Raw genomic sequence first — 26,248 nt, forward strand, 5'->3', positions numbered from 1 at the left:
GTCTCCGGCACCCGACCATGTTGACCTTTCAGCAAATCATCCTGACCCTGCAGTCCTACTGGGACAAGCAAGGCTGCGCCCTGCTCCAGCCCTACGACATGGAAGTCGGTGCCGGCACCAGCCACACCGCCACCTTCCTGCGCGCGCTCGGCCCCGAGCCCTGGAAGGCCGCCTACGTGCAGCCCAGCCGCCGCCCCAAGGACGGCCGCTACGGCGAGAACCCGAACCGCCTGCAGCACTACTACCAGTACCAGGTGGTGCTCAAGCCAGCACCCAGCAACATCCTGGAGCTCTACCTGGGCTCGCTCGAAGCGCTGGGTTTCGATCTGAAGAAGAACGACATCCGCTTCGTGGAAGACGACTGGGAAAACCCCACGCTCGGCGCCTGGGGCCTGGGCTGGGAGGTGTGGCTCAACGGCATGGAGGTCACGCAGTTCACCTACTTCCAGCAGGTTGGCGGCATTGACTGCAAACCCGCCACCGGCGAGATCACCTACGGCCTGGAGCGCCTGGCCATGTACCTGCAAGGCGTGGACAACGTCTACGACCTCGTGTGGACGAACCGTGCCGATGGCTCCACGCTGAGCTACGGCGACGTCTACCTGCAGAACGAAAAAGAGCAGTCGGCCTACAACTTCGAGCACTCGGACGCCGACTTCCTGTTCACCGCCTTCAGCGCCCACGAGAAGCAGGCCAAACATTTGATGGAGCAGCAGCTCGCGTTACCTGCCTATGAACAGGTCTTGAAGTGCGCGCACAGCTTCAACCTGCTCGACGCGCGCGGCGCGATCAGCGTGACCGAACGCGCCGCCTACATCGGCCGCATCCGCAACCTCGCGCGCGGCGTGGCCCAGAGTTACTACGAAAGCCGCGAGCGCCTGGGCTTCCCCATGGCGCCACGGGAGTGGGTTGAGCAGATGACCAAGAAAGCAGCGTGAGCCGGAGCACAGAAGAATGACAACAAAGAACCTCCTCGTTGAACTGTTTGTGGAAGAGCTGCCGCCCAAGGCGCTCAAGAAGCTGGGCGATGCCTTTGCCGGCGTGCTGGCCGAACAACTCAAGGCCCAGGGCCTGGCCGCTGCGGACGCCGTGGTCACGCCCTTCGCCTCGCCGCGCCGCCTCGCCGCGCACGTGACGGCCGTGGCCGCGCGCGCCGCCGACAAGGCCGTGTCGCAGAAGCTCATGCCCGTGAGCGTGGGCCTGGACGCCAGCGGCGCGCCCACGCCCGCGCTGCTCAAGCGCCTCGGTGCGCTGGGCGCCGATGCCTCCGCCGTGGCCGGCCTCAAGCGCGCGCCCGACGGCAAGGCCGAAGCCTTGTTCTTCGACAGCGTGCAGCCCGGCGTCGATCTGGCCGCTGGCCTGCAGAAGGCACTGGACGAAGCGATTGCCAAGCTGCCAATCCCGAAGGTCATGAGCTACCAGCTCGAAACCGATTGTGAGCAGCCCGGCTGGAGCAGCGTGAACTTCGTGCGCCCGGCGCACGGCCTGGTGGCGCTGCACGGCAGCGACGTGGTGCCAGTCAAGGCGCTGGGCCTGACGGCGGGCAACAGCACCCATGGCCATCGCTTTGAAGCCGCCGTGGACCCGGTGGTGCTGGCCGACGCCGACAGCTACGCCGCCACCTTGGCCAAAGACGGCGCGGTGATCGCCTCGTTCTCCGACCGCAAGGCCGAGATCGCGCGCCAGCTGGCCGCCGCGGCCGCGAAGGTGGGTGGCGGTTGCCAGCCCATCGACGACGACGCGCTGCTGGACGAAGTGACCGCGCTGGTCGAGCGCCCGAACGTGCTCATCTGCGCGTTCGAGAAGCAGTTCCTCGACGTGCCGCAGGAGTGCCTCATCCTCACGATGAAGGCCAACCAGAAGTACTTCCCGCTGCTGGACGCTTCCGGGAAATTGACGAACCAGTTTCTGGTGGTCAGCAACATCAGCCCGGCCGACGCGAGCGCGGTGGTCGGCGGCAACGAGCGCGTGGTGCGCCCGCGCCTGGCCGACGCCAAGTTCTTCTTCGACCAGGACCGCAAGAAGACGCTGGAGAGCCGCGTGCCGGCTCTGACCAAGGTGGTCTACCACAACAAGCTGGGCACGCAGGGCGAGCGCATGGAGCGTGTCTGCGCCATCGCCGAGACCATCGGCCTGCAGCTGGGTGGCCCCGAGCTGGCGGCGCGTTCGCTGCTGGCCGCGCGCCTGGCCAAGACCGACCTAGTGACCGACATGGTGGGCGAGTTCCCCGAGCTGCAGGGCATCATGGGCGGCTACTACGCGCGCCACGACGGCCTGAGCGAAGACATCGCGTTCGCCATCGAAGACCACTACAAGCCGCGCTTCGCGGGCGACGAACTGCCGCGCACCCAGACCGGTGTGGTGGTGGCGCTGGCCGACAAGCTGGAAACGCTGGTGGGCATGTTCGGCATCGGCAACCTGCCGACCGGCGACAAGGACCCGTTCGCGTTGCGCCGGCATGCGCTCGGTGTGATCCGCATGCTGGTGGAGAAGGACTTGCCGCTGGAATTGACCGCGCTGCTTGCGGCGGCTGTTCCCGCCTTTGGTGACAAGATCTCCGACGCCACGGGTGCGCTGACCGACTTCATCTACGACCGCCTCGCCGGCGGCCTGCGTGAGCAGGGTGCCAGCGCGCAGGAAGTCGACGCCGTGCTGGCCTTGCGCCCGCAGCGCCTGGCCGACGTGGCCCAGCGTCTGCAGGCCGTGCGCGCCTTTGCCTCCCTGCCCGAAGCGCCCGCGCTCGCGGCCGCCAACAAACGCATCGGCAACATCCTCAAGAAGTCCGAAGGCGAGGGCGCGGCGGTCAATCCGGCGCTGTTCGTCGAGCCAGCCGAGAAAGACCTCTACGCCGCGATGCAGGCCACCGTGCCTGCTGCCAACGCGAAGTTCGACGCGGGCGACCACACCGCCAGCCTGCAGGCGCTCGCCGCGCTGCGCACGCCGGTCGACGCCTTCTTCGACGGCGTCATGGTCAACGCCGAGGACCCGGCGCTCAAGGCCAACCGCCTGGGCCTGCTCAAGTCGCTGCACGACGCCATGAACCGCGTGGCCGACCTGTCCAGGCTCGCGGCCTGATCGCCCCGCACACCGTCACGGACCCCAGAAGGAAGCCCGCATGAAACTGCTGATCCTCGACCGCGACGGCACGCTCAACCGCAGCCGCGACGACTACGTGGCCTCGGCCGACGAGTGGGAGGCGCTGCCTGGTGCGCTGGAGGCCGTGGCACGGCTCAACCAGAGCGGCTGGCGTGTGGTCATCGCCACCAACCAGTCGGGCCTGGGGCGGGGCCTGTTTGATGTGGCGTCGCTCAACGCCATCCACGCCAAGATGCACCGCCAGCTGGCGGCGGCAGGAGGCCGTGTGGAAGCGATTTTTTTCTGCCCGCACGCGCCCGAAGACGCCTGCCACTGCCGCAAGCCCGAGCCGGGGCTGTTCGAGCAGATCGGTGACCGCTTTGGCATTCCGCTGGAGGCCGTGCCGGTGGCCGGCAACGCGCTGCGCCATGTGCAGGCCGGCGCCACGGCGGGCTGCCCGCCCCACCTCCTGCTGACCGGCAAGTCCGAGTACCTGCGCGGTCTGGCGGACAACGACGGCGTGCTGAGCGAACCGGTCCCGGGCCTGCCCGAGGGCACGCGCCTGCACGAGGATCTGAGTGCTTTTGCCGACTGGCTGCTCGCGCAGCCCGAGGCCACAACCTGACCCACCTCTCATGATCCTGATCAACCTGCTGCGTTCGGTATTGCACCTGCTGTTCATGGCCGTCACCGTGGTGCCGTGGGCGCTGGCGGTGGTGATCGTCGCGCCCCTGCTCAACAGCACGCAGATCTACTGGATGTGCGCGCGCTGGCTCAAGCTGGCGGTGGACGGCGGCACTGTCATCCTGGGCATCCGCAACCAGGTGATCGGTTACGAGAACCTGCCGGTGGGCAGCAAGGCGCCGGCGGTGCTGCTCGTGAAACACCAGTCGCTCTGGGAGACCTTCAGCATGGCGGCGCTGATGCCGCACCCGCTGGCCTTCGTGTTCAAGAAGGAGCTGCTGAGGGTGCCGTTTTTCGGCTGGGCCATGGCGCGCATGGACATGATCCACATCGACCGTGCCGATGGCGCGCGCGCCTTCGTGAAGGTGGTGCAGCAAGGCCAGCGCCTGCTGGACCAGGGCACCTGGGTCATCATGTTCCCCGAGGGCACGCGCATCGACCGCGGCCAGAAGGGCACCTACAAGAGCGGTGGCACCCGGCTGGCGATCCGCACCGGCGCGCCCGTGATCCCGGTGGCCGTGACCTCGGCCAAATGCTGGCCGCGCAAGGCCTTCATCAAGAAGCCGGGCACGGTCGAGTTTTCGATCGGCAAGCCGATTCCCAGCGCCGGCCGCCAGCCGGACGAGCTGATGCAGGAAGTCGAGGACTGGATCGAGGCCGAGATGCACCGCCTCGACCCCGAGGCGTACCGGTGAGCTGCACCCCCGCCGCGCTGCGCGCGACCCCCTCAAGGGGGCGATGCGAGTGGCCCGGCGGAGCCGGTTCCACCGCATCCTGGGTTTGGGCATTTCTCGCCGGTCAGGTCTGGCAGGGTCAACAACTGCGGCCTGGCAAAGCCGGTTCTTCGTTGTTCTGGGTTCGGGCATTTCGCTCCGGAGGGGTTTGAGTCGATGTCGGGTTTCGTGCAACTTGCGCTGGACTTCCTGACCGGGTCCGCCCCGTTGGCCCCGCTGTCCGCGCCTGCACCGCGCGCCCGCGTGCCTGGGCCCGGTGCCCCGCCAGCCGAGCCCTTGAACCAGGTGTTCCAGCCGGGCACCTGGCACCACCCGCGCGCCAACCGGCTGTTGCGGCTGAGCGGTTGCGAGGTGGCATACGAGTTCAAGCGGGGCAAGCGCCGCACCATCGGGCTGTCGGTGAGCCACGAGGGGCTGACGGTGAGCGCGCCGCGCTGGACGCCGCTGGGCGAGGTGGAGGCGCTGCTGAACCAGAAGTCGGGCTGGGTGCTGGAGAAGCTGCAGCAGGCGCGCGAACGCGCGGGGGAACTGGCCCGCTCGCGCACCGTGTGGGCCGACGGCGCCGAGTTTGAATTTCTGGGGCAGCGCGTGCGCCTGCAGCTGGACCCGGCGCACGGCTTTTCGCAGGTGGGCGCGGTGCTGGAGCCCGGCGCCGAGGGCGGGCAAGGCACGCTGAAGCTCGGGCTGGCACGCAACGCGAACGAGGGGCAGATCCGCGACGCCGCGCAGGCCTGGCTGATGAAACAGGCCAAGCGCGTGTTCGCCGAGCGGCTGGCGGTGTTCGCGCCGCAGCTGGGCGTGGGCTACAAGGTTCTGCGCCTGTCCAGCGCCGGCACGCGCTGGGGCAGCGCCAGCGCCGACGGCACCATCCGCCTGAACTGGCGGCTGATCCACCTCAAGATGGACATGATCGACTACGTGGTCGTGCACGAGCTCAGCCACTTGCGCCACATGGACCACAGCCCGCAGTTCTGGGACGTGGTCGCGAGCGTGATGCCCGATCACATCGAGCGCCGCCAGGCACTCAAGCGGTCGGCGGTGCCGCTGGGCGAGTAGACGGGGCCACAGGGCCCGACAAATACACAGAGAGCAGAGAGGAAAAACATGAGGGAAACGGTGGTTCGCTGGCTTGGAGCGATGGTGGTGTCGATGACGTTGGCTGCCATGACGGTGCCGGCGCGGGCCGAGGAGGGGCAGGCCGGCCTCAAGGAAGTCCAGTTGGCGGCGGGCGCTTTTTCAAGGGGCTTGCCCGTGCCCGACTGGGCCCAGCTCGCGCCTTTGCCCACGCTGAGCGCCACCGGCAAGGCCATGGTGGTGCACCTGGCCGACACCCACCTCCAGGCGTCAGGCACGCCAGCCTGGGTGAGCAACCGCGTGGTCCAGGCCAACGACAGCGGTCTGCTGGGGAGGCTCGGTCAAGTGGCCCTGCAGTTCAATCCCGCCTACCAGAAGCTCTCGTTGCACCGACTGGCGGTGTTGCGCAACGGGCAGGTCATTGATCACACCGGGACGGTTCCGGTGCGCTTCCTGCAGCGTGAGATGCAGCTGGAGCAGGGCATCTACAACGGCGTCATCACCGCGTCCCTGGTGCTGCCTGACATCCGGGTCGGCGATGCGCTTCATCTCGTCTACAGCGTGGTAGGCAGCAACCCCATCATGGGCGCGCGCTATTCCGAAAGCGCCTCCTGGGAAGAGACCACGCCGGTGTTGCACCGTCGCGTGACGCTGTTGTCTCCGGCTGAGCGGCGCATCGCCTGGCGCTGGATCGGAGACGGTCGTGGCACCCGTTTGCCCGAACCGGTCGAACAGGTTCAGGCGGGCTTGCGCCGAACCGTGTTTGAGGCACGTGGCATGACCGCCGTCGATATCGAGCCCAACATGCCGGCCTATGCCCGGCCGGTGCACTGGCTGCAGTTCAGCGAGTACGCCAGTTGGGCCGAGGTGGGGCAGTGGGCGGCCGAGCTGTTTCAACAGCCGGAGTCCCTGCCCACCGAACTGGGGCCGGTGCTGGCTCGGCTGCGTGCCCTGCCCGACGACGAGGCGCGGGCCAGCGAGGCCTTGCGCTGGGTGCAGGACAACATCCGCTACCACTCGGTCTTGCTGGGGGAGAGTTCGCACCGGCCGCACGCGGCGGCCGAGGTGCTGAGCAACCGGTATGGCGACTGCAAGGACAAGACGCTCCTGCTGGTCGGCATGTTGCGCGCCCTCGGCATCGAGGCCGACCCGGTGCTGGCGTCGTTGCGCATTCGCCGCAACATGAGTGGCATGTTGCCAAGCCCGGACGTCTTTGATCACGCTGTGGTCCGGGTGCGGCTGGGAGGCAATGCCTACTTTGTCGACCCCACGCGAACGGGGCAAACCGGGACGCTCGCGCGCATGGGTCAGCACCTGGAAGATGCCGAGGTTTTTCCCGCCCGGGCCGACAGTCAGGGCCCGGTGGTCGTGCGTTCGGTGCTGCGCAGCGAGGTGTTTCGCAACACGCTGGTGGAACGCTTCACGCTGGATGCCTTCGAGGGTGACGGCCAGCTCGACACCGAGATGATCCTCAATGGCCTGGATGCCGAGACCTTCCGTGCGGCACTGCCCCAGCTCGACGATGTGCAGAAACGCCAATGGGCGCTCAGCGGCTACGACAAACGATACCCGGGCTTGGCGCTGGTGCGCGGTCCGGAGTTCACCGACGACCCGATCCAGAACCGCATGCGGATCACCTCCGGCTACCGTGTTCCCAAGCTGGTGCGCGAGGTGAACGGTGCCTGGGTAATGAACTACCAGGCGGCCAACCTGCGCGGCAGCGTGCTCATTCCCGAGCGCATCACGCGTCAGTTCCCGGTGCTCATGCCCTCGTATCCCAATACCTTGCAGTACCAGGTGCAGATGCGGTGGCCGGAGTCGGTGGGTGTGGTCAACGACCCGAGCACCCGGGCGATCGAGTCGCCATTTTTCAGGGCCCGCATCGAGTCGTCGTTCCGGGGGCGGGATGCATCGCTCAAGCTCGTGTTCGAATCGCTGGCGCCCGAGGTCCAGGCCACTGAGCTGCCAACCCTCATTGAAGAGGTGCGCAAGCTCGATCGCGAAGTGGGCGGCGTGCTGGTGGTGGGGCGTGACGAGATCAAGCGTGAAGGCCTGTTTGGCCTTGGGCGGCAGTCGGCCATGGACAAGATGCGCGAGCGCCTCAAGGTCACGGTGCAGGCCACGGGTCGCGCACTGGCTGGTGGGCGACTCACCGGGGATGACCTGGCCGAAGCGCTTTGCACCCGTGGCGAGGCGCATGCCGATCTGGGCGAGGCCGCGCTGGGACTGGTGGACGCAGAGGGCGCTGTCAAGCAGGTGCCTGAGTCGGGACGTTCTTGGCAGTGCCGCGGTAATCTCAACTTCAGCAACGGCCGCTTTGACGCGGCCGTGTCGGACTTCAGCCGTGCGCTGGTGATGGGGCAGGATGCCTTCATGGTTCACTACAGACGTGGCATCGCGCGTTACTACCAGGGACAACTGCCTCTGGCCGCCGAGGACTTTGCACGTGCCACGGCGTTGCAGGACGACGAGTCCGACCGCTTGTATGCAAGGCTGTGGCACGCATGGACGCTGCGTCAGTTGGGTCGCCCGTTGCCCGAGGACCTGGAACGTGCTTCGCGAGTCAGTCCCACGGGCGATTGGCCGCGACCAGCGCTGGCGCTGCAGGCTGGTCTGCTGTCACCCGAGCAGATGATGGCCGAGGTGAACAAGAAGTCCGGTGACGATCAGCACATGGCGCTGGCTGAAGCCTGGTTCTATCTCGGGCAGCACCTCAAGACGCAGGGGCAAGTTGAGCGCGCTGCCGACGCCTTCCGTCAGACGGTGTCCAAGGGCATGACGGTCTACATCGAGCATGTCGCCGCCGGCTTTGAGCTGCAGCCACCGTTCACGCCGCGCTGAACCGGTACACCCCCGAGGCATCGCGCTCGCGCCGCACCAGGCCGCCGAACCACAGCCGGTGCAGGTGCGCCACCGCTTCGCCCATGGCGAAGGTGGTCTGGTGCAGGTCGAGCGGGCGCTTGAACAACACGGGAATGGCGTCCGCGCCGCTGCAGGGCCGCTCTCGGCAGGCGTCGAGCAGCTCGTCCAGGCGCTCGGCGTGGTGCTCTTGCAGTTGCCGGATGCGCTCGTGCAGACCGGTGAACGGTTTGCCGTGCGAGGGCAGCACCAGCGTGGCCTCGGGCAGGGGCAGGAACTTCACCAGCGAGTCGAGGAACAGCGTGAGCGCGTCGCTCTCGGGCTCCATGTCGTACACGCTCACGTTGGTGCTGATGCGCGGCAGCACCATGTCGCCGCTGATCAGCACCCGCAACTCGTCGTTGTAGAGCGCGATGTGTTCCGGCGCATGGCCGTAACCGCTGATGCAGCGCCAGCCGTTCCCGCCGATGGCGATCGTCTGGCCGTCCATCAGGCGGTGGTAGCGCGCGGGCACGGCGGGCACCATGCCGGGGTAGTAGCTTGCGCGACCGCGGATCTGTTCCAGGCTGCTGGCGTCGGTCATGCCGTGTGCCGCAAAAAAATCGGCCGCACTGGCGCCGCCGAAACCGCTGGTGCTCTGCGAGGCGAGGCGGGCCGAGAGGTGGTCCGTCGCGCTGATCCACAACATGCACGACCACCGTTCACACAGCCAGTGCGCCAGCCCGATGTGGTCCGGGTGCATGTGGGTCACGATCACGCGCAGGATGGGCAGGCCTTCCAGCTCGTTGGCGAAGATCTGTTCCCACTGCGCCCGGGCTTCGTCGCGCGAGATGCAGCAGTCCACCACCGTCCAGCCCTCGCGGCCATCCTGCGTGTCGCGCAGCAGCCAGAGGTTGATGTGGTCGAGCGCGAAGGGCAGCGCCATGCGGATCCACTTCACACCGGGCGCCACGGTGAGCGTGTGGCCGGTGTCGGGCAGCGCGTCGCCCAGCGGGTAGTGCAAGCGGGCTTCGAGCTGCTCTCGGGTGGGGGGATTCATGCGGGGGTGGATTCCGTTAAGATGCCGACGACTGACGTTGACGTAAACGTCAATATGCAGGGCATTCTACGGAGCGGGGCTCCGACCTGCTGTCCGTTACCCGACAAGGCCTTCACCGTTCCATGGCGAGCAACCCGACCTACACCATCAGCGATCTGGCGCGCGAGTTCGACCTGACAACGCGCGCCATCCGCTTCTACGAAGACATGGGTCTGCTGCAACCGCAGCGCGAAGGCCCGGGTGGGCGCAACCGGGTCTACAGCGCGCGCGACCGCACCCGTCTCAAGCTCACGCTGCGCGCCAAACGCCTGGGGCTGTCGCTTACCGAGGCCAAGGACATCATCCAGATGTACGACAGCCCGCGCGACACCGGGCCGCAACTGCACAAGTTCCTCAGCATCCTGGCCGGGCACAAGCGGCAGATCGAAGACCAGCTGGCCGACCTGACGGCCAACCTCGAAGAGGTCAAGGTGCACGAGAAGGAGGCCCGGGCCCTGCTGGCCAAGCTGGACAAGGCTCCCAGGCCCGACAAGGCCTAAACTGCGCGCTCGCGCCGCTGCCGCGCCGGCAGCATCCTTTGTTCTGGAGTTCCCATGGCCCTGATCGCCAGCGTCGTCGTCGTGCTCGTTGCGCTCTTGCACCTCTACTTTCTCGTGCTCGAAATGTTCCTCTGGGACCAGCCGGCCGGCCTGAAGGCCTTCGGCAACACGCCCGAGAAAGCCGCCCTCACCAAGGTGCTCGCGGCCAACCAGGGGCTGTACAACGGCTTTCTGGCGGCGGGCCTGCTCTGGGGCCTGTGGCTCGGTGCCGAAGGTTTTGGCGTGAAGGTGTTTTTCCTGCTCTGCGTGCTGGTCGCCGGGTTGTATGGCGCGGCCACCGCCAGCCGCAAGATCCTGTTCGTGCAGGCGCTGCCGGCGGCGATCGGGCTGGTGCTCGTGTTCCTGTCCCGCCCGGCCTGAGCGGTGAAGGCGTCAGTCGCTGCCGTCTGACGCCGGGTCTCTGACCCACACCACCTTGCCCTGGCCCGCGTCGTTGATGCGCGCCACCAGCGCTTGGGCGTGGGCCTCGGGCAGTTGCAGCGTCACGGCCACGCCCTCGCCATGCAAGGCCTCCAGCAGGCTCGCGCCGTGCGCGTCGAGCTCCCGCCGCAGCCAGCCTTCCAGCGCGTAGGGCAAGACGCAGCGCAGCGTGGTGTGCCGGATCACGGCGACCTTCTCGGCCTTCAGCAGGGCCTGGGCCACGCTGTCGGTGTAGGCGCGCACCAGGCCGCCCGCGCCCAGCGGTGTGCCGCCGTAATAGCGCACCACGGTGGCGAGCACACCTTCCAGGTCCTGGTGCCGCAGCACCTCCAGCATGGGCCGACCGGCCGTGCCGCCCGGTTCCCCGTCGTCGTTGGCGGCCGAATGCCCGCCCGCCATCAGCGCCCAGCACACGTGCGTGGCGCCCGGGTGTTCGGCGCGCAAGGCCGCCACACGGGCCAGCGCCGCCGCGCGGTCGGGCACGGTTTCGACGCAGCCGATGAAGCGGCTTTTCTTGATCACCAGTTCGCTGTGGACCGGGGCTTGCAGGGCGTAGGGCATGGGGCTGGAAGCATACCGGTGATGCCACGGGTTCTCCCGGGCTTGCGGGTCGTCGGTGGCATGGGTCATAATTGACGTTTACGTAAACGTCAATTGAATGCTGCCATGACCGAGCCCGTGAATCCGAACGACGCCCTGCGCCAGCGCGTGCAGTCCAGCCTGGAGCGGCAGGGCATGATGGTGCAGCTGGGCGTGCGCCTGCTGGCCGTGGCGCCCGGCACCGTGACGCTGGTGCTGCCGTATTCCGACCGCGTGACGCAGCAGCAGGGCGGCTTCCACGGTGGCGCCATGGGCGCGCTGGCCGACATCGCGGGCGGCTACGCCGCGCTCACGGTGGCGCCCGAAGGCATGGAAGTCACGACCGTGGAATACAAGATCAACTTCCTCGCGGCCTTCCAGGGCGGCGAGCTGCAGGCCACGGGCCGCGTCACCAAGGCCGGCAAACGCATCATCGTCACCACCGCGGAGGTGGTGCATGTGGCGGCCGACGGCAAGCAATCGGACTGCGCCGTGATGCAGCAGACGCTGGTGCCGGTGCCCAAGACCTATTGAACCCATCCGATCGAACCCAAGGAGCCCCCCCCATGAACAACCTGCCCGGCCTCAATTTCCAGCTCGGTGAAGACATCGACGCGCTGCGCGACGCGGTGCGCGAATTTGCGCAAGCCGAGATCGCCCCGCGCGCGGCCGAGATCGACAAAACCGACCAGTTCCCCATGGACTGCTGGCGCAAGATGGGCGAACTGGGCGTGCTCGGCATCACCGTGCCCGAGCAGTACGGCGGCGCCAACATGGGTTACCTGGCGCACATGGTGGCCATGGAAGAGATCAGCCGCGCCAGCGCTTCGGTGGGTCTCTCCTACGGCGCGCACAGCAACCTGTGCGTGAACCAGATCAACCGCAACGGCACGCCCGAGCAGAAGGCGAAGTACCTGCCCAAGCTGATCAGCGGCGAACACGTGGGCGCGCTCGCCATGAGCGAACCCGGCGCCGGCTCCGACGTGATCAGCATGAAGCTCAAGGCCGAAGACAAGGGCGGCTATTACCTGCTCAACGGCAACAAGATGTGGATCACCAACGGTCCCGACGCCGACACCCTGGTGGTCTACGCCAAGAGCGAGCCCGAGATGGGCGCGCGTGGCGTCACCGCCTTCCTGATCGAAAAAGGCATGCCCGGTTTCAGCATCGCGCAGAAGCTCGACAAGCTGGGCATGCGCGGCAGCCACACCGGCGAGCTGGTGTTCCAGAACGTCGAGGTGCCGGCCGAGAACATCCTGGGTGGCCTGAACATGGGCGCCAAGGTGCTGATGTCGGGCCTGGACTACGAGCGCGCCGTGCTCACCGGCGGACCGCTGGGCATCATGCAGGCGGTCATGGACAACGTGATTCCCTACATCCACGACCGCAAGCAGTTCGGCCAGAGCATCGGCGAGTTCCAGCTCATCCAGGGCAAGGTGGCCGACATGTACACCGTGCTGCAGGCCGCGCGCTCGTTCGCCTACACCGTGGCCAAAAACCTGGACCTGCTGGGCACCGACCACGTGCGCCAGGTGCGCAAGGATTGCGCGAGCGTGATCCTCTGGACCGCCGAGAAGGCCACCTGGATGGCGGGCGAAGGCGTGCAGATCTACGGCGGCAACGGCTACATCAACGAGTACCCGCTGGGCCGCCTCTGGCGCGACGCCAAGCTGTACGAAATCGGCGCCGGCACATCGGAAATCCGCCGCATGCTGATCGGCCGCGAACTGTTCGCCGAGACCTGCTGAACCACAATTGAAGCCGGGGTGAAACGGCCTTGCCCGACAATGGCCAGGCTGTTCAACCACTTCTGATTGCCCCATGAGTTCATCGCTGCAAGACCTGTTTGACCACAACCGCGAATGGGCTGCGGCCATGGTTCGCGAGAAGCCCACCTTCTTCACCGACCTGCTGGCCCAGCAGAGTCCGCAGTACATGTGGATCGGCTGTTCCGACAGCCGCGTGCCGGCCAACCAGATCACCGGTCTGGCGCCCGGCGAGGTGTTCGTGCACCGCAACGTGGCCAACGTGGTGGTGCCGACCGACCTGAACTGCCTGTCCACCATCCAGTTCGCGGTGGATCAGCTGAAGGTGAAACACCTGATGGTGGTGGGCCACTACGGCTGCGGTGGCGTGAAGGCCGCGCTGAACGACACCCGCGTGGGGCTGGCCGACAACTGGCTGCGCCACATCAAGGATGTGCGCGACCGCCACGCCGCGCTCATCGCGGCCACGCCGGAAGACTTCCGGGTCGAGGTGCTGTGCGAACTCAATGCCATCGAGCAGGTGATGAACGTGGCCCAGACCACCGTGGTGCAGGACGCCTGGGCGCGCGGCCAGTCGCTCACGCTGCACGCCTGGGTGTACGCCCTGAGCGACGGCCTGTTGCGCGACATGCTGATGACGGTGGATGGCGCTGGTGGGCTGGAGTCCATCTACCAGGCGGCGCTGGCGGGTGTGGCGGCCAAACGCCGGAACACGGCCGCCTGAACCTGCCGACACAAGGCCCGGCATGTTTCCCCAGCGACTCGACTCCACCGTGGCCTACGCCATCGCCAAGGCGATGATGGACGGCTTCAACCGCCACTACCGGCTGTTCCGCACCGAGTCGGCGCGCGCCAAACACCGCTTCGAGACGCGCGACTGGCGCGGCCAGCAGCGCGCACAGCGCGAGCGCATCGAGTTCTACGACCTGCGCGTCAACGAATGCGTGATGCGCCTGCACAAGGAGTTCAAGGCCGAGCAGCAAGCCATGGACGTGTGGGAGCAGGTCAAGCTGCACTACATCGGGCTGCTGGTGAACCACCACCAGCCCGAGCTGGCCGAGACCTTCTTCAACTCGGTCTGCACCAAAATCCTGCAGCGCGCCTACTTCCAGAACGATTTCATCTTCGTGCGCCCGGCGGTCTCCACCGAGTACATCGAAAACGAAGAGCCGCAGGCCGCACCCACCTACCGCTGTTACTACCCGACCGCCGACAGCATGGAGGGCGAGGTCCTGCGCATGCTGCAGGACTTCGGTCTGTGCGTGCCCTTCGAAGACCAGGCGCGCGATGCGAGGCTGGTGCTGGGTGCCATGAAGCCGCACTTCGACCACGTGAAGCTGCGCGCCAACTTCCAGTTCCAGGTGCTCTCGGGCCTGTTCTTCCGCAACAAGGGCGCCTATGTGGTGGGCAAGATCATCAACGGATTTCAAGAGGTGCCGTTCGCGCTGCCGATCCTGCACAACGCCGAGGGCCAGCTGGTGGTGGACGCGGCGCTGTTCGGCGAAGACGACCTGCTGATCCTCTTCAGCTTCGCGCGCGCCTACTTCATGGTGGACATGGAAATCCCCAGCGCCTACGTGCAGTTCCTGCGCGGCATGATGCCGCGCAAGCCGCGCGCCGAGTTCTACAACGCGCTCGGTCTGGCCAAGCAGGGCAAGACGCTGTTCTACCGCGACTTCCTCTTCCACATGCGGCATTCCACCGACAAGTTCCGCATCGCGCCCGGTATCAAGGGCATGGTGATGCTGGTGTTCGACCTGCCGAGCTTTCCCTTCGTGTTCAAGGTGATCAAGGACTACTACCCACCGCAGAAGGACACCACGCGCGAGCAGATCCGTGGCAAGTACCTGCTGGTGAAACAGCACGACCGGGTGGGCCGCATGGCCGACACGCTGGAGTTTTCCGAGGTGGGTTTCCCACGCGAGCGCTTCACCGACGAGCTGATCGCCGAGATCCAGAAATTCGCGCCGAGCCAGCTGGAGATTAGCGACCGCAACGGGGACGGGGACATCGAGGTCATCCTCAAGCATTGCTACATCGAGCGGCGCATGATCCCGCTCAACATCTATCTGCAGGAGGCGTTTGACGCACTGCGGGCCGAGGGGGTGGACGACCTGTCGCTCAAGCGCGCGCGCCAGCAGCTCACCCGCGCCGTGGTGGAGTACGGCAACGCCATCAAGGACCTCGTGGCGGCCAACATCTTCCCGGGCGACATGCTGTGGAAGAACTTCGGCATCACGCGCCACGGCAAGGTCGTGTTCTACGACTACGACGAGATCGAGTACATCACCGATTGCAACTTCCGCCGTGTGCCGGCGCCGCGCAACGAAGAAGACGAGATGTCGGGCGAGGTCTGGTATTCGGTGGCGAAGAACGACGTGTTCCCCGAGACCTTCGGCCCCTTCCTGCTCGGCAACCCGATGGTGCGCGAGGAGTTCATGAAGCACCACGCCGACCTGCTCGACGCCGCCTTCTGGCAGGCTCACAAAGAGCGCATCGCTGCGGGCCATGTGTTTGACGTGTTTCCCTACGAGCGCGACCGGCGCTTCCATGTCCAGGCGGACAAAGAGCTGCTGGACTGACCTTTTTTTTCACTTCTGATCGGAGACTTTCATGACCGCATCCACAGACCCCATCGTCATCGTCGGCGCCGCGCGCACCCCCATGGGTTCGTTCCAGAGCGACTTCGCTTCCCAGTCCGCACACGATCTCGGCGGCGTGGCCATCCAGGCCGCCGTCGAGCGCTCGGGCGTCGACAAGTCGCTGGTCGACGAGGTGCTGTTCGGCAACTGCCTGATGGCCGGCCAGGGCCAGGCGCCCGCGCGCCAGGCCGCGCTCAAGGGCGGGCTGCCGCTGTCGGCCGGCGCCGTGACGCTGTCCAAGATGTGCGGCTCGGGCATGAAGGCCACCATGCTCGCGCACGACATGCTGCTGGCCGGCAGCGCGACCGTGATGGTGTCGGGCGGCATGGAGAGCATGACCAACGCGCCGTATCTGATGCTCAAGGGCCGCGGCGGCTACCGCATGGGCCACGACAAGATCTACGACCACATGATGCTGGACGGCCTGGAAGACGCCTACGAGGCCGGCCGCAGCATGGGCACCTTCGGCGAAGACTGCGCCGCCAAGTACAGCTTCACCCGCGAACAACAGGACGCCTTCGCCATCGCCTCGGTGACGCGCGCCAAGGCCGCCACCGAGAGCGGCGCCTTCGCCAAAGAGATCGCGCCCGTGACGGTGAAAGACCGCAGCGGCGAACGCGTGGTGTCCACCGACGAAGGCCCGGGCAAGGTCAAGCTCGACAAGGTGACCTCGCTCAAGCCCGCGTTCAAGAAAGACGGCACCATCACCGCCGCCTCCAGTTCGTCGATCAACGACGGTGCCGCCGCGCTGGTGCTGATGCGCGCCTCGACCGCGAAGGCGCAGGGCCTGAAACCTCTGGCCACGATCATTGGCCACGCCACGCACGCGCAGGAACCCAACTGGTTCGCCACCGCGCCGGTGGGCGCCACGCAGAAACTGCTGGCCAAGACCGGCTGGACCGTGGCCGACGTGGACCTGTGGGAAATCAACGAAGCCTTCGCCGTGGTGCCCATGGCGCTGATGACCGAGCTGTCGATTCCGCATGAAAAGGTGAATGTGAACGGCGGTGCCTGCGCGCTGGGTCACCCCATCGGCGCGAGCGGTGCGCGCATCCTGGTGACGCTGCTGCACGCGCTGCAGGCGCGTGGCGGCAAGAAGGGTGTGGCCACGCTGTGCATCGGCGGCGGTGAAGCCACGGCGATGGCCATAGAACTGATGTAACACCCCCGCGCCGCGGTCCGTGATTCACCCCGTCGCGCTGCGCGCGGCCCCCTCAAAGGGGGCGCCACACGCGGCCCGGCACAGCCGGTTCCGCAGTGGCTCTGGATAAGAAACCCATAGAGGCAACATGAGCACAGTTCTAGTCATCGGCGCGTCGCGCGGCATCGGCCTCGAATTCGTGCGCCAGTACCGCGAGGCGGGCGACCGCGTCATCGCCACCGCGCGCGATGACGACGGTCTGGAGCGCTTGCGGGCGCTCGGCGCCGAGCCGCTGCTGCTGGACGTGGCCCAGCCCGCCAGCGTGAGCGGCCTGTCCTGGCAACTCGATGGCGAGAAGCTGGATGTGGCGTTGTACGTGGCGGGCGTGATCGATCGCGGCAACGCGACCACCCCACCCACCCAGCAGGCCTTCGACCAACTGATGCACACCAACCTGTTGGGGGCCATGCAGGTGATCCCGCAGGTGCTGCCCTGGGTCGAGGAGGGCGGGGGCGTGTTCGCTGCGCTGTCGAGTGCCATGAGCCAGATCGGCAGCGTGCCGGGCAGCAACAGCTGGCTGTACCGCGTGAGCAAGGCGGCGCTGAACATGGCCGTGAGCAGCGCGCGCTTCGACTACCCCAAGGCCCGTCTGGTGACGCTGGACCCGGGCTGGGTGCAGACCGACATGGGCGGCGGCGCCGCGCCGCTGACGGCCGAGGCCAGCGTGCGCGGCCTGCGCGCGGTGCTCGCCAGCGTGGCCCCCGAAGACAACGGCCGCCTGATCCACCACGACGGCCGGCGCGCCGAGCACTGGTAAGACTTTCAAAACATCAACGAGACACACAAGATGCTGCTGACCGACGACCAGGTGATGATCCGCGACGCCGTGCGCGCCTTTGCCCAGGAACAGCTCTGGCCCAACGCCGCGAAGTGGGACAAGGAACACCACTTTCCCAAAGACGTGCACAAGGGGCTGGCCGAGCTGGGCGCTTACGGCATCTGCGTGCCCGAAGCGCTGGGCGGCGCGGGCCTGAGCTACCAGACCCTGGCCATCGTGCTCGAAGAGATCGCCGCCGGCGACGGCGGCACCAGCACCGTGATCAGCGTGACCAACTGCCCGGTCAACGCCATCCTCATGCGCTACGGCAATGCGCAGCAGCAAGAACAGTGGCTGCGCCCGCTGGCCGCCGGCCAGATGCTCGGCGCCTTCTGCCTGACCGAGCCGCACGTGGGGTCCGACGCCTCCGCGCTGCGCACGACGGCGGTGAAAGAGGGCGACGAGTACGTGATCAACGGCGTCAAGCAGTTCATCACCAGCGGCAAGAACGGCGATGTCGCGATCGTGATCGCGGTGACGGACAAGGGTGCCGGCAAGAAGGGCATGAGCGCCTTCATCGTGCCCACCAGCGCGCCGGGCTACGTGGTCGCGCGGCTGGAAGACAAGCTCGGCCAACACAGCAGCGACACGGCGCAGATCAACTTCGACCACTGCCGCATCCCGGCCGAGAACCTGATCGGCGCCGAAGGCGAGGGCTACAGGATCGCGCTGAGCGCGCTCGAAGGCGGGCGCATCGGCATCGCCTCGCAGAGCATCGGCATGGCACGCAGTGCGTTCGAGTGCGCCGTGAAATACGCGAAAGAGCGAGAGAGCTTTGGCCAACCCATCTTCAACCACCAGGCGGTGGGGTTCAGGCTCGCCGAGATGGCCACGCAGATCGAGGCCGCGCGCGCGCTCACCCACCACGCCGCCGCCCTGCGCGACGCCGGCCAGCCCTGCCTGAAAGAGGCGGCCATGGCCAAGCTGTTTGCCAGCGAGATGGCCGAGAAGGTCTGCAGCGATGCCATCCAGGTGTTTGGGGGCTACGGCTACGTGAGCGACTTCCCGGTCGAACGCATCTACCGCGACGTGCGTGTGTGCCAGATCTACGAAGGCACGAGCGACGTGCAGAAAATCATCATCCAACGGGCTTTGACCTGAGTTCCTGGGTTGTCTGCGGTGGCTCCGGTCATCCCCACGACCGATGACCTCTTTGGTGTTCGGACAGGTACGCACGTACATCACTTCAGCTTGCGGGCGCGGTGTGCTCTGCGCAGCGGCATCAAGGAGGAGACCCGGCGAAGCCGGGTCGGGGGACAGCCGCGGAGCAGAGCGCACCGCGTCCGCAAGCCCGCGAGGTCGATACCGGAAACGCTGGCGAGCCAGAACCACTCGTATGATCGTTCCACCATGAACATCATCATCTTGGGCGCCGGCCGCGTGGGCGAAAGCGTCGCGGAAAGCCTGGTTTCCGAGCAGAACGACATCACCGTCATCGACCAGGACCCGGCCCGGCTGCGGCTGCTGGAAGAACGGCTGGACCTGCGGGGGGTGGTGGGCAACGGCATCCAGCCCTCGGTGCTGCGCGAGGCGGGTGCCCAGGACGCCGACATGGTGATCGCCTGCGCCGCCAGCGACGAGTCCAACCTGGTGGTCTGCAAGGTGGCGCACGACATCTTCAACGTGCCCAGCACCATTGCCCGCCTGCGGTCCCCCGAGTTCATCGAAGGCGATCCGCTGCTGGGCAAGAGCGGTTTCGCGGTGGACCATGTGATTTGCCCCGAAGAGTCGGTGATGCGCTACATCCACCAGCTCATCAGCTACCCCGAGGCCTTGCAGGTGCTGGAGTTCGCCGACGGGCGCGCCAGCCTGATCGCGGTGCGCGCGACGCAGGGCAGCGCGCTGGCGGGCCACACCATCGGGGAGTTCCGCGAGCGCTTCCCGCAGGCCCAGATGCGCGTGGTGGCGCTCTACCGCCAGGACACCGAGGTGGAGGCCACCAAGAGCACGCGCATCCTCGCGGGTGACGAGGTCTTCGTGCTGGCCGACACGCAGAAGATCCGGTTCGTGCTCGGTGCCATCCACAACATCGACAAGCCGGTGCAGCGCCTGATGATCGCCGGCGGGGGCAAGGTGGGGCTGCGGCTGGCGCGCAGCCTGGTCGGCCAGTGTGAAGTCAAGATCATCGAGAGTGACAAGACGCGTTGCGAGTACTTGGCGAGCCAGTTGCCGTCCAGCATGCTGGTGCTGAACGGTGACGGGGCCGACGAGGACCTGCTGCTGGAAGAAAACGTGGGCGAGATGGACCTGTTCCTCGCGCTCACCAGCGACGACGAAGACAACATCCTGTCGTCGATGCTGGCCAAGCGCATGGGGGCGGGGCGTGTGATGTCGCTGATCAACCGGCGCGCCTACGCCGACATGATGCAGGGCAGCACCATCGACATCGCGATCTCGCCGTCGCAGACCGTGATCGGCGAACTGCTCACGCACCTGCGGCGTGGCGACGTGGTGGCGGTGCACAGCCTGCGCCGGGGCGCGGCCGAGGCGCTCGAAGGTGTGGCGCGCGGCGACCTGAAAACCTCCAAGCTGGTGGGCCGCAAGGTGGAAGAGATCAAGCTGCCCAAGGGCGCGCGCATCGGCGCCATCGTGCGCGGCGAGGGGCGCGGCTCGGAGGTGCTGATGCCGCACCATGACAGGGTGATCGAGACCGACGACCACATCATCATGTTCATCCCCCACAAGCGGCTCGTGCGCGAGGTCGAGAAGCTGTTCCAGGTGGGCGCCACCTTCTTCGGGTGACCCTGCGATGCTGTTCACCCTGCTGCCCGCCCTCGCCATCTTTTCCCGCATCCTGATCGGCTTCTCCCCCACCTTTCTCGTGCCGCTGGCCTGGGCCTGGTTCCTCGATGCCCACCACCACCTGCTGGTCTGGGAGGCGGGCTTTGCGCTGAGCCTGGGCAGCGGCGTGGTGCTGTGGTGGCTCACACGCAGCCACCGCCGCGAGCTGCAGGCGCGCGACGGCTTCTTGCTGGTGAACCTGGTGTGGCTGCTGCTGCCGGCCTATGCCGCCATCCCGCTGATGTACACCGTGCCCGACATCACCTGGGTCAAGGCCTATTTCGAGGCCATGAGCGCGCTCACGGCCACGGGCGCCACGGCACTGAGCGGGCTCGACAGCCTGCCGGTGTCGGTCAATGTGTGGCGCTGCTTCCTTCAGCTGATCGGCGGCCTGGGCATCATGCTGCTGGTGGTGGCGGTGCTGCCCATGCTGGGCCTGGGGGGCTATCAGGTCTACAAGACCGAGACGCCGGGCCCGATGAAGGACGCCAAGTTCACCCCGCGCATCTCGGAGACCGCCCGCGGGCTCTGGAGCGTCTACTTCGGCTTCTCCGTCGCTTGCCTTCTGGCCTACCGCTGGGCCGGCATGGGCTGGGCCGACGCCTTCATGCACATGTGTTCGACCATGGGGCTGGGCGGGTTTTCACCTTACGACGCCAGCATGGGGCATTTCAATTCGCAGAAGGTCGAGTGGGTGGCGATGGTGTTCATGGCGCTCGCGGGCATCAACTTCGTGCGCTATTTCGTTGTCATCCGTGGCCGCACCTTGCGCCCGATCACGGCCGACCGGGAAATCCGCACCTACGTGACGGTGCTGTCGATCTCGATCCTGCTGGTGGCCATCCTGCTGACGGCGCACGGCGTCTATGGCGATTTCGCGCAGTCGCTGCACAGCAGCGCCTTTCACGTGCTGTCGCTCGCGACCACCACCGGCTATGCCTCGACCGACTACGCGCAGTGGCCGGTGTTTGCGCCGGTGCTGCTGATGTTCCTGGGCTCGTTCGTGTCCTGCGCCGGCTCCACGGGGGGCGGCATCAAGATGGTCCGCATGATCCTGCTGATCAAGCAGGCGCGGCGCGAGCTGGTGCGCATCGTGCATCCGCGGGTGGTGAATCCGGTCACGCTCGGGGGCGCGGTGCTGCCCATGTCGGTCATGACCGCGACCTTCGGCTTCATGCTGATCTATGGCGCCACGATCATGGGCCTGACCATGGTGCTGCTGTTCACGGGGCTCGACCAGGTGACGGCGTTTTCATCGGTCGTGGCCACGGTCAACAACATCGGCCCGGGCCTGGGCCTGGTCGGGCCAGCCAGCAACTTCGGCGTGCTCACCGATTTCCAGATCTGGGTGCTGACCTACGCGATGTTGCTGGGGCGGCTGGAGTTGTTGAGCGTGCTGGTGCTCTTCACCGGCGCCTTCTGGAGGAGGTAGAGAGCACCCCCCGCGTCGCCTTCGGCGCCACCCCCCTCAAGGGGGGCGGCACTGGCGGCCCGGCAAAGCCGGTTCCGCGGTGCCCTCGGTTTGAGGCACGTCATTCCTCGTGGCGCACTTCAGTTCGGTGCTGCGGGAATGGTCAATCCCTTGGCCACCGCTGGCCGCGCGACAAACGCCGCCACCACGCGCTGCACCTCGGTGAACTCGGCGTAGCCCACCAGGTCGCCGGCCTTGTAGCGCTCGACCAGGTTGCGCACCCAGGGCCAGATGGCGATGTCGGCGATGGTGTAGTCGTCGCCCATGATCCAGGCGCGGCCTTTCAGGCGGTCGTTCAACACGCCGAGCAGGCGCTTCGATTCGGCGGTGTAGCGGTCGCGCGGGCGTTTGTCTTCGTAGTCCTTGCCACCGAAGTTGGTGAAGAAACCGACCTGGCCAAACATGGGGCCGACACCGCCCATCTGGAACATCAGCCACTGCAGCGTTTCATAGCGCGCGGCGGGCTCGGTGGGCAGGAAGCGGCCGGTTTTTTCGGCCAGGTAGACCAGGATCGCGCCCGACTCCCACAGCGCCAGCGGCCGGCCACCCGGGCCGTTCGGGTCGAGGATGGCGGGAATCTTGTTGTTCGGGTTCAGCGACAGGAACTCGGGCGAAAACTGGTCTTGCGTGTCGAAGGACACGCGGTGCACCTCGTAGGGCATGCCCAGCTCCTCCAGCAGGATCGACACCTTCACGCCGTTGGGCGTGGGCAGGCTGTAGAGCTGCAGGCGGTCGGGGTGGGTGGCGGGCCACTTTTTGGTGATGGGGAAGGCGGACAGGTCGGTCGTGGTGGTCATGGTGCTTTGGCTCCTCGTTGGACAACGCCCGACACGCTACCATCGCCACGCTCCGCGTGCTGGTCGCCGCTAACATGGACCCGCTCAAACAAGGAGACCGCCATGCCCATCACCAAAGGATTCCGCGCCCTCGTGGACGAAGCCACCGCGCAGATCACCACCTACAGCGTCGAGCAGGTGCGCGAGCGCCTGCAGGCCAACGACCCGACATTGCAGATGGTCGACATCCGCGACCCGCGCGAGCTGGAGCGCGAAGGCACCGTGCCCGGCGCCTTGCTCGCACCGCGCGGCATGCTCGAATTCTGGGTCGACCCGGACTCGCCGTATTTCAAGCCCGTGTTCGCCGACGAGCGCAAGGAGTTCGTGCTCTTCTGCGGCGGCGCCTGGCGCAGCGCACTGGCGGCCAAGGCCCTGCAAGAGATGGGCATGAGCAACGTGGCCCATGTCGAAGGTGGCTTTGGCGCCTGGGCCAAAGCCGGCGCGCCCACCGAAACCATGGAAGCCCACAAGGCCCGCCACGCGGCGCGCAAACCGGCCGCATGAGCGCAGCGCCGGGCCGTTCCCAAGCAAGCTCGCACCGCAGCCCGAAGGGCGAAGGACCTCCATGACCGAGTTCATCCCGTGCCCCTGCGGGCGAGCCGATGCGCGAGGCAAGGTCCTGGCGTTCGACGCCTGCTGCGGCCGCTACCTCGACCACGACACCCCCGCGCCCGACGCCGAGAGCCTCATGCGCTCGCGCTACAGCGCCTTCGTGCTGAGCCGCGTGGCCTACCTGAGCGCCAGCTGGCACCCCAGCACCCGGCCCGCCGAGCTCACGCTGGAGCCGGGCCAGAAATGGCTCGGCCTGGAGGTCAAACGCCACCGCGTGATCGACGCCGACCACGCCGAGGTTCAGTTCGTCGCGCGCTCGCGCGTGGGTGGGCGCGGTGTGCGCCTGAGTGAGACCAGCCGCTTCGTGCGCGAAGGCGGGCGCTGGTTCTATGTGGACGGAGATCTGAAGTGACGATGAGACGTGACATCGCGAAATTTGAAGCCGTGCTGTTCGATTGCGACGGCGTGCTCGTCGACAGCGAGCCCATCACCAACGGCGTCTTGCGCCAGATGCTCAACGAGGCTGGCTGGGCGCTGAGCCCGACCGAATGCGAGCGCATCTTCATCGGCAAGGCCGTGCGCGACGAGGCCGCGCGCATCGAGGCCGAGACCGGCCGGCCGCTCACCGACGCCTGGATGCGCGCCTTCTACGCCCGGCGCGATGAACGCCTGCGCGCCGAGCTGCAGACCGTGCAGGGCGCGCTCGACGCCGTGATCGCCGCCCACGGCCACACGGCCGGCCGCATCGCCTGCGCCTCCGGCGCCGACCGGCCCAAGGTCGTGATGCAGATCGGCATGGCCGGCATGTCGCCGTATTTCGGCGACCGCATCTTCAGCGGCCACGACCAGCCGCGCTCCAAGCCGCACCCCGATGTGTACCTAGCCGCCGCCGCCCACCTGGGCGTGGACCCCGTGCGCTGTCTCGTGATCGAAGACACCGCCACCGGCGCGCAGGCCGGCCTCGCGGCCGGCGCCACCGTCTGGGGCTACTGCCAGCACGGCGACGGCCGCGCCTTCGAGGGCCTGCCGGTAGCCCGCGTCATGCGGCACATGGCCGAACTCGCGCTAGCACTGCCCGCTCTGCGGTAAAAACGCGCCATGCACCTCACCCGCCGCCAACTGTTGGGCCACAGCACCGCCTTGCCCCTCTCCCCGCTTCTGCGGCTCATGCCGCTGGCCGGCCTCGGCCTCGCCGCCTGCTCCAGCGTCGAAACGACGAGCGTGCAGGCGCGCCTGCTCGGCAAATCCATCACCGTCATCAGCACCATCGGCACCACGCTGCGCCTCTCGTGGCGGGGCACCACCGTGTTCAACAACGAGCATGGCGAAGCCTTCGTGCCCGACTGGGGCTTCAAGGAGCAGCTCGAAACCCGCACGGTGGAGCTGCTCAGGGCCTCAGGGCGTTTTTCCAGCGTGCAGCGCGCCACCATCACCTCGACCCGCCGCGAGGAAGCGCTCAAGGAACTGAAGGAACTCAAGACGCCGACCGACCACGTCTTGCTGATCTCGGGCGCGCCGTCGGCCGACAGCATCTGGGCCACCAAGGAAGGCTTCTTCGGCCTCGGCATCGCGCAGCGCAGCATCCTGCAACTAGGCACCGAGTCGGTGGCCCACGCCTCTCTGCGGGTGGACCTGCTTGTGCCCAGCACCTTCGGCGCTGTGCTCGGCGAAGCCACCGTGACCACCGCCCAGCGTGTGCCCGCGCCCGCGCTGCTGCGCGGCCCGCGCCTGAACGACGAGCACGCCGCCGCCGCGCGCGAATCGCTCAAGGTGCAGGTGGACGCGGCGGTGCAGAGCCTGGTGAACCAGCTGGGGCTGGGGAAGGCGCCCGCGCCGGTGGCACCGCCTGCGGCACCGAAGCCGATGCCTGCGCCCGCAGTGGCGCCCGAGAGGCCGCTGGTCAATGGCTTGCCTGTGACCTCGCCGAACGTGGAAGGTCGGGGCATTCCCGCGCCGTCGAGCAGCGGGGTGGACATCCTGCCTGCGGGGCGCTGACAGAGGACCCTACAGCCGATCCAGTCCGACCAGCGCGGCGTGTTGCAGCAGCATGATGGTCTTGCCATCCTGGATCTCGCCCGCACCGATCATGGCCATGGCCCGAGCCAGCGGCAGCTCCAGGACCTCGATGTCTTCGCCCTCGCTGGCGTTGCCGCCACCGCCGCCCACGCGGTCGTCGGCCTCGTACTCCGCCACGAAAAAGTGCAGCCGCTCCGTGACAGACCCTGGGCTCATGAAGGCCTCGAAGATCTTGCGCGGCATGCGCACGGCAAACCCCGTCTCCTCCTGCACCTCGCGCCGGATGGCGGCGTGCGGGTCCTCGTCGTCCAGCAGGCCCGCACAGGCCTCCACCAGCATGCCGTCGGCCAGGCCGTTGGCGAAGGCGGGAAAGCGGAACTGGCGGGTCAGCACCACCGTGTCCCGCGTCCGGTTGAACAGCAACAGGGCTGCACCGTCGCCCCGGTCGTAGGTTTCGCGGTGCAGCCGTTGCCAGCTTCCGTTGCTGTGGCGGTAGTCGAAGGAGGTCTTCTTCAGCACGAACCAGTCGTCGGCCAGGACGCGCTGTTCGACGATGCGAACGCGGTCGCTCGCTGGCAGGGGGATCTCGCGGTGGTGCGGGCGCGGCATGTCAGGCGGCCTCGCAACGATCGGGCAGCTCGCTCACGTCGAAGCACACCAGCAACCCCCGTTCGCGTGCCCGGGCCACGTCCATGTCAGCGCCTTTCGATTCGCCCGGGATGCGCAGCACCGCGTCGCAGCGCTCGATCAGCCGGTGCGCGACCGGGTACTGGTACCGCTGAAACACCCCGTCCCCATGGACCTTGCCGCCTGCGGCGTGAATGATGGGCAGCGCCACCCACTCACCCACGATCGGAAGGTGACCGCGCTGGTAGATGGGCAAGGCCTGGCTCTCCAGCCGCGCGCGGTTGGCGGCGATGCGCCCGGGGTCTCCACCGGTGCCGGACATGTAGGGCCCGGCGATGAGAACCAGGAGCGGATGGGCCCTTGGCCGGGGCGGGCGTGCAGTGATCGTCATCGTGTAATTTCGTGCAGTGTCGTGTAATATCACGCAATCGTAACGCGCCCGAATCCCTCGCGCAAGAGACCCGACGTCGATCCCC

The 26,248-nt window shown here is 67.2% G+C and carries 26 protein-coding genes; 21 read left to right on the forward strand and 5 right to left on the reverse strand.

The features are described from left to right. Nucleotides 1-17: 17 nt before the first annotated feature. The 6 genes from glyQ to IM738_RS24885 all read left to right on the forward strand — a co-directional run bounded on the left by glyQ (nucleotide 18) and on the right by IM738_RS24885 (nucleotide 8,408). Nucleotides 18-938 (forward strand): glycine--tRNA ligase subunit alpha, encoded by a 921-nt coding sequence (gene glyQ, locus IM738_RS24860; RefSeq protein WP_236963663.1) that lies wholly within the window; start codon nucleotides 18-20, stop codon nucleotides 936-938. 16 nt (nucleotides 939-954) lie between these two features. After that, on the forward strand, nucleotides 955-3,075 hold the full coding sequence (gene glyS, locus IM738_RS24865) for a glycine--tRNA ligase subunit beta (protein ID WP_236963664.1): 2,121 nt from the start codon (nucleotides 955-957) through the stop codon (nucleotides 3,073-3,075). A gap of 40 nt (nucleotides 3,076-3,115) precedes the next feature. Next, nucleotides 3,116-3,700, forward strand: coding sequence for a D-glycero-beta-D-manno-heptose 1,7-bisphosphate 7-phosphatase (gmhB, locus tag IM738_RS24870; protein ID WP_236963665.1), 585 nt, complete (start codon nucleotides 3,116-3,118; stop codon nucleotides 3,698-3,700). 19 nt (nucleotides 3,701-3,719) lie between these two features. Beyond that, nucleotides 3,720-4,454: a lysophospholipid acyltransferase family protein gene (locus tag IM738_RS24875; RefSeq protein WP_236966409.1), complete on the forward strand. Its 735-nt coding sequence runs from the start codon at nucleotides 3,720-3,722 to the stop codon at nucleotides 4,452-4,454. 324 nt (nucleotides 4,455-4,778) lie between these two features. Continuing rightward, nucleotides 4,779-5,549: a M48 family metallopeptidase gene (locus IM738_RS24880; protein ID WP_236966410.1), complete on the forward strand. Its 771-nt coding sequence runs from the start codon at nucleotides 4,779-4,781 to the stop codon at nucleotides 5,547-5,549. Between the two features lie 48 nt (nucleotides 5,550-5,597). Next, nucleotides 5,598-8,408, forward strand: coding sequence for a DUF3857 domain-containing protein (locus IM738_RS24885; RefSeq protein WP_236963666.1), 2,811 nt, complete (start codon nucleotides 5,598-5,600; stop codon nucleotides 8,406-8,408). Here the strand turns inward: IM738_RS24885 and IM738_RS24890 are convergent. After that, nucleotides 8,395-9,465, reverse strand: coding sequence for an MBL fold metallo-hydrolase (locus IM738_RS24890; protein ID WP_236963667.1), 1,071 nt, complete (start codon nucleotides 9,463-9,465; stop codon nucleotides 8,395-8,397). The genes IM738_RS24885 and IM738_RS24890 overlap by 14 nt on opposite strands. Nucleotides 9,466-9,587: 122 nt before the next feature. On the opposite strand from IM738_RS24890, the gene IM738_RS24895 reads away from it, so the two are divergent. Both IM738_RS24895 and IM738_RS24900 read left to right on the forward strand, forming a co-directional pair. Next, nucleotides 9,588-10,004: a MerR family transcriptional regulator gene (locus tag IM738_RS24895; RefSeq protein WP_236963668.1), complete on the forward strand. Its 417-nt coding sequence runs from the start codon at nucleotides 9,588-9,590 to the stop codon at nucleotides 10,002-10,004. 54 nt (nucleotides 10,005-10,058) lie between these two features. Continuing rightward, nucleotides 10,059-10,424 carry a DUF1304 domain-containing protein gene (locus IM738_RS24900; RefSeq protein WP_236963669.1) on the forward strand — a complete coding sequence of 122 codons (366 nt, stop codon included), beginning with the start codon at nucleotides 10,059-10,061 and terminating at the stop codon, nucleotides 10,422-10,424. A gap of 12 nt (nucleotides 10,425-10,436) precedes the next feature. On the opposite strand, the gene IM738_RS24905 is transcribed toward IM738_RS24900, so the two are convergent. Beyond that, nucleotides 10,437-11,045 (reverse strand): IMPACT family protein, encoded by a 609-nt coding sequence (locus tag IM738_RS24905; protein WP_236966411.1) that lies wholly within the window; start codon nucleotides 11,043-11,045, stop codon nucleotides 10,437-10,439. A gap of 105 nt (nucleotides 11,046-11,150) precedes the next feature. Between IM738_RS24905 and IM738_RS24910 the strand changes: the two genes are divergently transcribed. From IM738_RS24910 to IM738_RS24950, 9 genes are all read left to right on the forward strand, one after another. Further along, nucleotides 11,151-11,597 carry a PaaI family thioesterase gene (locus IM738_RS24910; RefSeq protein WP_236963670.1) on the forward strand — a complete coding sequence of 149 codons (447 nt, stop codon included), beginning with the start codon at nucleotides 11,151-11,153 and terminating at the stop codon, nucleotides 11,595-11,597. Between the two features lie 32 nt (nucleotides 11,598-11,629). Beyond that, entirely contained in the window at nucleotides 11,630-12,811 is a 1,182-nt protein-coding gene (locus IM738_RS24915; protein ID WP_236963671.1) for an isovaleryl-CoA dehydrogenase, read from the forward strand. 73 nt (nucleotides 12,812-12,884) lie between these two features. Further along, nucleotides 12,885-13,553 (forward strand): carbonate dehydratase, encoded by a 669-nt coding sequence (gene can, locus IM738_RS24920; protein WP_236963672.1) that lies wholly within the window; start codon nucleotides 12,885-12,887, stop codon nucleotides 13,551-13,553. 22 nt (nucleotides 13,554-13,575) lie between these two features. Then, nucleotides 13,576-15,411: a bifunctional isocitrate dehydrogenase kinase/phosphatase gene (aceK, locus tag IM738_RS24925; protein WP_236963673.1), complete on the forward strand. Its 1,836-nt coding sequence runs from the start codon at nucleotides 13,576-13,578 to the stop codon at nucleotides 15,409-15,411. Nucleotides 15,412-15,442: 31 nt separating this feature from the next. Continuing rightward, complete coding sequence (locus IM738_RS24930; protein ID WP_236963674.1) at nucleotides 15,443-16,633, forward strand: acetyl-CoA C-acyltransferase; 1,191 nt, start codon at nucleotides 15,443-15,445, stop codon at nucleotides 16,631-16,633. A gap of 127 nt (nucleotides 16,634-16,760) precedes the next feature. Then, the gene (locus tag IM738_RS24935) at nucleotides 16,761-17,429 is read left to right on the forward strand and encodes an SDR family oxidoreductase (protein WP_236963675.1); all 669 of its coding nucleotides are present in this window, start codon (nucleotides 16,761-16,763) and stop codon (nucleotides 17,427-17,429) included. Between the two features lie 30 nt (nucleotides 17,430-17,459). Further along, nucleotides 17,460-18,590 (forward strand): acyl-CoA dehydrogenase family protein, encoded by a 1,131-nt coding sequence (locus IM738_RS24940; protein ID WP_236963676.1) that lies wholly within the window; start codon nucleotides 17,460-17,462, stop codon nucleotides 18,588-18,590. Between the two features lie 249 nt (nucleotides 18,591-18,839). After that, nucleotides 18,840-20,231, forward strand: coding sequence for a Trk system potassium transporter TrkA (gene trkA, locus IM738_RS24945; RefSeq protein ID WP_236963677.1), 1,392 nt, complete (start codon nucleotides 18,840-18,842; stop codon nucleotides 20,229-20,231). A gap of 10 nt (nucleotides 20,232-20,241) precedes the next feature. Beyond that, a complete protein-coding gene (locus IM738_RS24950) occupies nucleotides 20,242-21,702 on the forward strand; it encodes a TrkH family potassium uptake protein (RefSeq protein WP_442908532.1) in 1,461 nt (486 codons plus the stop codon). 119 nt (nucleotides 21,703-21,821) lie between these two features. On the opposite strand, the gene IM738_RS24955 is transcribed toward IM738_RS24950, so the two are convergent. Beyond that, nucleotides 21,822-22,538, reverse strand: coding sequence for a glutathione S-transferase N-terminal domain-containing protein (locus IM738_RS24955; protein WP_236963679.1), 717 nt, complete (start codon nucleotides 22,536-22,538; stop codon nucleotides 21,822-21,824). Nucleotides 22,539-22,640: 102 nt separating this feature from the next. On the opposite strand from IM738_RS24955, the gene IM738_RS24960 reads away from it, so the two are divergent. The 4 genes from IM738_RS24960 (at nucleotide 22,641) to IM738_RS24975 (ending at nucleotide 25,124) form a co-directional block, all read left to right on the forward strand. Beyond that, on the forward strand, nucleotides 22,641-23,081 hold the full coding sequence (locus IM738_RS24960) for a rhodanese-like domain-containing protein (protein ID WP_236963680.1): 441 nt from the start codon (nucleotides 22,641-22,643) through the stop codon (nucleotides 23,079-23,081). Between the two features lie 61 nt (nucleotides 23,082-23,142). Further along, complete coding sequence (locus IM738_RS24965; RefSeq protein WP_236963681.1) at nucleotides 23,143-23,541, forward strand: YchJ family protein; 399 nt, start codon at nucleotides 23,143-23,145, stop codon at nucleotides 23,539-23,541. Between the two features lie 2 nt (nucleotides 23,542-23,543). Further along, the gene (locus IM738_RS24970; protein WP_236966412.1) at nucleotides 23,544-24,218 is read left to right on the forward strand and encodes an HAD family hydrolase; all 675 of its coding nucleotides are present in this window, start codon (nucleotides 23,544-23,546) and stop codon (nucleotides 24,216-24,218) included. Nucleotides 24,219-24,227: 9 nt separating this feature from the next. After that, nucleotides 24,228-25,124 carry a hypothetical protein gene (locus IM738_RS24975; RefSeq protein ID WP_236963682.1) on the forward strand — a complete coding sequence of 299 codons (897 nt, stop codon included), beginning with the start codon at nucleotides 24,228-24,230 and terminating at the stop codon, nucleotides 25,122-25,124. Between the two features lie 9 nt (nucleotides 25,125-25,133). On the opposite strand, the gene IM738_RS24980 is transcribed toward IM738_RS24975, so the two are convergent. Together IM738_RS24980 and IM738_RS24985 are read right to left on the reverse strand one after the other, a co-directional pair. Then, the gene (locus IM738_RS24980; protein ID WP_236963683.1) at nucleotides 25,134-25,754 is read right to left on the reverse strand and encodes an NUDIX domain-containing protein; all 621 of its coding nucleotides are present in this window, start codon (nucleotides 25,752-25,754) and stop codon (nucleotides 25,134-25,136) included. A 1-nt stretch (nucleotide 25,755) separates the two neighbouring features. After that, nucleotides 25,756-26,094 carry a DUF4406 domain-containing protein gene (locus IM738_RS24985; protein WP_236963684.1) on the reverse strand — a complete coding sequence of 113 codons (339 nt, stop codon included), beginning with the start codon at nucleotides 26,092-26,094 and terminating at the stop codon, nucleotides 25,756-25,758. Nucleotides 26,095-26,248 lie beyond the last annotated feature (154 nt).

It is taken from the genome of Hydrogenophaga sp. SL48, from assembly GCF_021729865.1.
Lineage (GTDB): Bacteria > Pseudomonadota > Gammaproteobacteria > Burkholderiales > Burkholderiaceae_C > Hydrogenophaga.

Excerpts from the sequence above, each read along its gene's own strand:
- IM738_RS24900 (WP_236963669.1), top strand. The coding sequence starts at position 10,059 with ATGGCCCTGATCGCCAGCGTCGTCGTCGTGCTCGTTGCGCTCTTGCAC.
- IM738_RS24940 (WP_236963676.1), top strand. The coding sequence starts at position 17,460 with ATGCTGCTGACCGACGACCAGGTGATGATCCGCGACGCCGTGCGCGCC.
- IM738_RS24915 (WP_236963671.1), top strand. The coding sequence starts at position 11,630 with ATGAACAACCTGCCCGGCCTCAATTTCCAGCTCGGTGAAGACATCGAC.
- IM738_RS24980 (WP_236963683.1), bottom strand. The coding sequence starts at position 25,754 with ATGCCGCGCCCGCACCACCGCGAGATCCCCCTGCCAGCGAGCGACCGC.
- can (WP_236963672.1), top strand. The coding sequence starts at position 12,885 with ATGAGTTCATCGCTGCAAGACCTGTTTGACCACAACCGCGAATGGGCT.
- glyQ (WP_236963663.1), top strand. The coding sequence starts at position 18 with ATGTTGACCTTTCAGCAAATCATCCTGACCCTGCAGTCCTACTGGGAC.
- IM738_RS24970 (WP_236966412.1), top strand. The coding sequence starts at position 23,544 with ATGAGACGTGACATCGCGAAATTTGAAGCCGTGCTGTTCGATTGCGAC.
- trkA (WP_236963677.1), top strand. The coding sequence starts at position 18,840 with ATGAACATCATCATCTTGGGCGCCGGCCGCGTGGGCGAAAGCGTCGCG.
- IM738_RS24885 (WP_236963666.1), top strand. The coding sequence starts at position 5,598 with ATGAGGGAAACGGTGGTTCGCTGGCTTGGAGCGATGGTGGTGTCGATG.
- IM738_RS24930 (WP_236963674.1), top strand. The coding sequence starts at position 15,443 with ATGACCGCATCCACAGACCCCATCGTCATCGTCGGCGCCGCGCGCACC.
- IM738_RS24910 (WP_236963670.1), top strand. The coding sequence starts at position 11,151 with ATGACCGAGCCCGTGAATCCGAACGACGCCCTGCGCCAGCGCGTGCAG.
- IM738_RS24985 (WP_236963684.1), bottom strand. The coding sequence starts at position 26,094 with ATGTCCGGCACCGGTGGAGACCCCGGGCGCATCGCCGCCAACCGCGCG.
- IM738_RS24965 (WP_236963681.1), top strand. The coding sequence starts at position 23,143 with ATGACCGAGTTCATCCCGTGCCCCTGCGGGCGAGCCGATGCGCGAGGC.
- IM738_RS24935 (WP_236963675.1), top strand. The coding sequence starts at position 16,761 with ATGAGCACAGTTCTAGTCATCGGCGCGTCGCGCGGCATCGGCCTCGAA.
- IM738_RS24890 (WP_236963667.1), bottom strand. The coding sequence starts at position 9,465 with ATGAATCCCCCCACCCGAGAGCAGCTCGAAGCCCGCTTGCACTACCCG.
- glyS (WP_236963664.1), top strand. The coding sequence starts at position 955 with ATGACAACAAAGAACCTCCTCGTTGAACTGTTTGTGGAAGAGCTGCCG.
- IM738_RS24895 (WP_236963668.1), top strand. The coding sequence starts at position 9,588 with ATGGCGAGCAACCCGACCTACACCATCAGCGATCTGGCGCGCGAGTTC.
- gmhB (WP_236963665.1), top strand. The coding sequence starts at position 3,116 with ATGAAACTGCTGATCCTCGACCGCGACGGCACGCTCAACCGCAGCCGC.
- IM738_RS24905 (WP_236966411.1), bottom strand. The coding sequence starts at position 11,045 with ATGCCCTACGCCCTGCAAGCCCCGGTCCACAGCGAACTGGTGATCAAG.
- IM738_RS24975 (WP_236963682.1), top strand. The coding sequence starts at position 24,228 with ATGCACCTCACCCGCCGCCAACTGTTGGGCCACAGCACCGCCTTGCCC.
- aceK (WP_236963673.1), top strand. The coding sequence starts at position 13,576 with ATGTTTCCCCAGCGACTCGACTCCACCGTGGCCTACGCCATCGCCAAG.
- IM738_RS24960 (WP_236963680.1), top strand. The coding sequence starts at position 22,641 with ATGCCCATCACCAAAGGATTCCGCGCCCTCGTGGACGAAGCCACCGCG.
- IM738_RS24955 (WP_236963679.1), bottom strand. The coding sequence starts at position 22,538 with ATGACCACCACGACCGACCTGTCCGCCTTCCCCATCACCAAAAAGTGG.